This window comes from Mycobacterium sp., from assembly GCF_035499775.1.
Lineage (GTDB): Bacteria > Actinomycetota > Actinomycetes > Mycobacteriales > Mycobacteriaceae > Mycobacterium.
The window spans coordinates 1-3,521 of the sequence record NZ_DATJYB010000012.1 but is presented as its reverse complement, the minus strand read 5'-3'; the positions used below and the strand labels follow the sequence as shown (position 1 = coordinate 3,521).

Sequence of the window (3,521 nt, the reverse complement as noted above, 5' to 3'; positions counted from 1 at the left end):
GCCACCACCAGCAGGTCGTCGTCGGATCTCGCGTCCAGCGCGGCCGCCAGGGTCTGCTCGAACACCGCGGCGTCCACGACCTGCTTGTCCGGCAGATGGCCGCACCGCTTCGGAAATACCTGGTCCTCCAACTGGATCGCGGCCACCCCGGCGGCGTCATAGGAACGCACGGTGCGCACCACGTTCATCGGTCCGCCGTAGCCGGTGTCGGCGTCGGCGATGAGCGGGACGTCACCCAACGCGTCGGCGATCATCCGCACCCGGTCGGCCATCTCGGTCGCCGTGACCAGCCCGATGTCGGGCAGGCCGAACCCGGAGGCCGCGACGCCCGCGCCGGTCATGTACGCCGCGACGTGGCCGGTGCGTTTTGTCAGCTGCGCGGAGATGCCGTCGAACACTCCTGGCGCGACGATGAGTTCGCGCTTGTCCAGCAGCTCTTTGAGCCGCTGTCGAGCCGGTGTGGTTGCCATTGCTGTCCTTTCAGTTCGGGGTCAGTCGAGTGCGGCGCCGACCGGGGCGGCCAGCAGGTCTATCAGGTCGTCGGTGTCGTCGAGGCCGTCGAGGCCGATGACCGTGCGCGCGATCGCCTCGGCGCGCTCGCGGCTGGTGACCCGGTCGGCCAAGGCGTGGAACTTCGCGACGAGTTCGTCATTGGTGACCGGATCGGTTGGTGCGCCGTGCGGTTGCCGGACACGGGTGGCGTGCACGGTGCCATCACGCATCGTCACGGCGACGTCGGTGCGGAAGCGTTCGGTGACATCGGCGTGGGCCAGCGATTCGTCGAGGTGCACCGTCGTCGCGGCGATCAGCGACCAGATGTCGTCGGAGTCGAGGCGGGCCGGGGTGAACTGCTCGGGCAGTACGTTTCCGTCCAGTAGCGCCGCGGCGGTCGCGTACCCGATGTTCATCTGCGCGCCGATCGCGGTGAGCGGCCGTTCCGGCGTCCACCAACCGTGCTTGTACACCGTCTCGCCGACGGTGATGTCGACCTTCGAAATATCCTCCGGGACAATAGATTGCCGCAGCTGCCTGGCGGCGTCGATGGCTCCGTGCAAACCGCCCATCGCGGCGTAGGACTTGACCATGATGATCGCGGTCTCCCAGCGCCGGCCGAGTTCGCCGGTCAGCTGTGACGCGTCGGGATCGTGGCCCTCGCCGAAAACGCTGAGGAATCCGCCGTATTCACGCTCGAAAACCCGTTTGATGCCGGTGTAGCCGGCCGCCGCAAGCCCCGCGGCGTAGAAGCCGTTGCGCGCCGCCAAACCGTGGTGCATGCGCTTGCTCATCGCCTCGTACTGCGCGGCCATCAGCCCCGAGGACTGGGTGCCGGCCAAGCCGAGGGCGTCCTCCAGCTGCGCCGGCTGCAGGCCACGCAACTTGCCGGACGCCATTGCCGCGGCGTGGGTGCCGAAGACCGATCCCGAGTGCCAGCCGCGGTCGAGCATCTGCGCGCCGTGCAGCGTGTACCCGACTCGCGGACCCACTTCGAAGCCGGCGATCGCCGCGAGCAGCAGGTCGGCGCCGGTGCTCGGCTCCGGGCGAACCGACGCCGTCGAGAGCAGTGCGGGAACGAGCAGCGAGCAGCTGTGCAGCGGTGCCAGCGGATGGAAGTCGTCGAGTTCGAAGCCCTGGACGAAGGTGCCGTTGAGCACCGCGGCCGCCGGACCGCTGGTCGTCCGGCCGGTGCCGATGACAACGGTGTTGCCGGGGCTCTCCAGGCCGAGCACACCGTCGGTGGCGACCCGCGACCACGGCAGTTGTGCCCCGACCAGCGCGCAACCCAGGCCGTCCAGCAGCAGGTGTTTGGCCCGCTCGACCACGGACTGCGGGACCTGGTCGAGCGCGAGGTCGGCGACCCAGGTGGCCAATCGGCCGGTCGGCCCGTCGGGATCGGTGGCGGCCTGATCCGGTATCGCGGTCATCGGACTCCTCGGGGATTGCCTACGCTTGGCTTGTTGTTATATACATATAACAAGTGCAGCGATAGCGCAAGAGGGCGGTGTGGAAACATTGGTGACCGTGCAACAGGACGTGCATAAGGGCACAGGTAAGACCGCGCCGGTGTCGGCGGACGCCGGGGTGCCGTTGCATCGGCAACTGTTCCTGGTGCTGCACGACGAGATCGACCGCGGAGTCATGGCGCCCGGCGAAGCGTTGCCCACCGAGCAGACGCTGTGTGACCAATTCGGGGTTTCCCGGATCACCGTCCGCCGCGCGCTGGCCGATTTGGCCCAGCAGGGATATATCGAGCGCAGGCAGGGCGTGGGTTCCTTTGTCCGCGAACACGGTCCGTCGGAGCCGCTCTCGGTGGGCCGCTCGTATATGGACGGGCTGCGCCAGACCCAATTCGAGACGGATGTCGATGTCGTCGAGCTCGGCACGCGGCGTCCGCCACCGGCGATTGCCGAGGCGCTCGGGGCCTCCGGGGAGCTACTGCACGTTGTCCGGGTGCGCCGGCAACGCCGCACCGGCGAGCCGTTGATCATCACCGACGCCTGGATGCCGTGCGAACTGGCCGACGCGTTGACCGAAACCGCGCTGCTTCGGGCGCCGCTGTACGAACTGCTCTCCGAGACCGGCGTCGTGGTGGACCGCGTGCAGCATGAGATCACCGCCGAGATCGCGGGCCCGCGCAACGCGCACCTGCTCGACACGGCGATCGGCGCCGCTCTGCTGCGCATCAACCGATTGGTATTCGTGGCCGGCGCGCCTCATCACCAGCTGTCTGTTCTGTTGTCGCCGAACCGAAGCCGTGTGGTGCTGAATCAGTCGGCGGCCGAACTCGAAAGCGGCGACGGTTTGGCGATCACTCACGACGTGCGCCGCGAGCCGCGCTAGCGAATCAGGCCGACGCCCGGGATGAACCGGCCCACGGCGGCGGTGTAGCTCCGATAGTCCGCGCCGTGTGTGCGCAACAGATACGGCTCCTCGACACGGCGGACCTGCAGCTCTATCGCGGCGACGAGCAGGGCAAATCCGGCGAATGCGACGAGATTGGGTGTCACCAAAGCGATCCCGCTGCCGAACGTGAACATGGCGGTGTAAATGGGATTGCGCACCCGGCCGAACACGCCGCTGCGCACCAGCGTGGTGGTCTCTTGATCGTCGACTCCGATCCGCCAGGAATCGCCCATCTGCAGTTGTGCGTAGACCGTCCCCGCGATGCCGGCCGTTGCGACGAGAACGCCGGCGACCGGGATCCACTCTGCGCTCAGCACGGTAAGGGGCTTAACAACCTTGGCTCGCTGCAGGATCGGCGCACTCACCGCCACCACCAGGGCAACCACGACCAGCACCCCGGCGATGAATTCCTGCGAACCGATCCGGCCGCTCACCCCGTGGAATCCACTCGATCCGGTGCGCCGGTGCTGTAGCCAACTGCGCCAGCCGAATCCGAGCACACCGAAAGCCGCGAACAGCGCCAGGGCGACGTCGGCGGCGGTCGTTGCCCGCATCAGTCGCTCACCACTGCCGCATCGATAGCCGAGGCATCCGGCGCGCAGTCACCGGCGCCGGGCACC

4 protein-coding genes are annotated in these 3,521 nt (G+C 68.0%); 1 reads left to right on the top strand and 3 read right to left on the bottom strand.

The window, feature by feature from the left end; genetic code table 11:
* Both VML93_RS00320 and VML93_RS00315 read right to left on the bottom strand, forming a co-directional pair.
* Window positions 1-470, bottom strand: a 470-nt coding sequence (locus VML93_RS00320) for an isocitrate lyase/PEP mutase family protein (protein ID WP_325606460.1), incomplete at its 3' end; no start/stop codon positions are given.
* Window positions 471-491: 21 nt separating this feature from the next.
* Window positions 492-1,922 (bottom strand): MmgE/PrpD family protein, encoded by a 1,431-nt coding sequence (locus tag VML93_RS00315; RefSeq protein ID WP_325606459.1) that lies wholly within the window; start codon window positions 1,920-1,922, stop codon window positions 492-494.
* 79 nt (window positions 1,923-2,001) lie between these two features.
* Between VML93_RS00315 and VML93_RS00310 the strand changes: the two genes are divergently transcribed.
* Window positions 2,002-2,838, top strand: coding sequence for a GntR family transcriptional regulator (locus VML93_RS00310; RefSeq protein ID WP_414686248.1), 837 nt, complete (start codon window positions 2,002-2,004; stop codon window positions 2,836-2,838).
* Here VML93_RS00310 and VML93_RS00305 read toward each other — a convergent pair.
* Entirely contained in the window at window positions 2,835-3,455 is a 621-nt protein-coding gene (locus tag VML93_RS00305) for an isoprenylcysteine carboxylmethyltransferase family protein (protein WP_325606454.1), read from the bottom strand. The two genes, VML93_RS00310 and VML93_RS00305, sit on opposite strands and share 4 nt — an antisense overlap.
* Window positions 3,456-3,521: the final 66 nt, after the last annotated feature.

Coding starts and splice junctions, on each gene's coding strand:
- VML93_RS00315 (WP_325606459.1), bottom strand. CDS start 1,922: ATGACCGCGATACCGGATCAGGCCGCCACCGATCCCGACGGGCCGACC.
- VML93_RS00305 (WP_325606454.1), bottom strand. CDS start 3,455: ATGCGGGCAACGACCGCCGCCGACGTCGCCCTGGCGCTGTTCGCGGCT.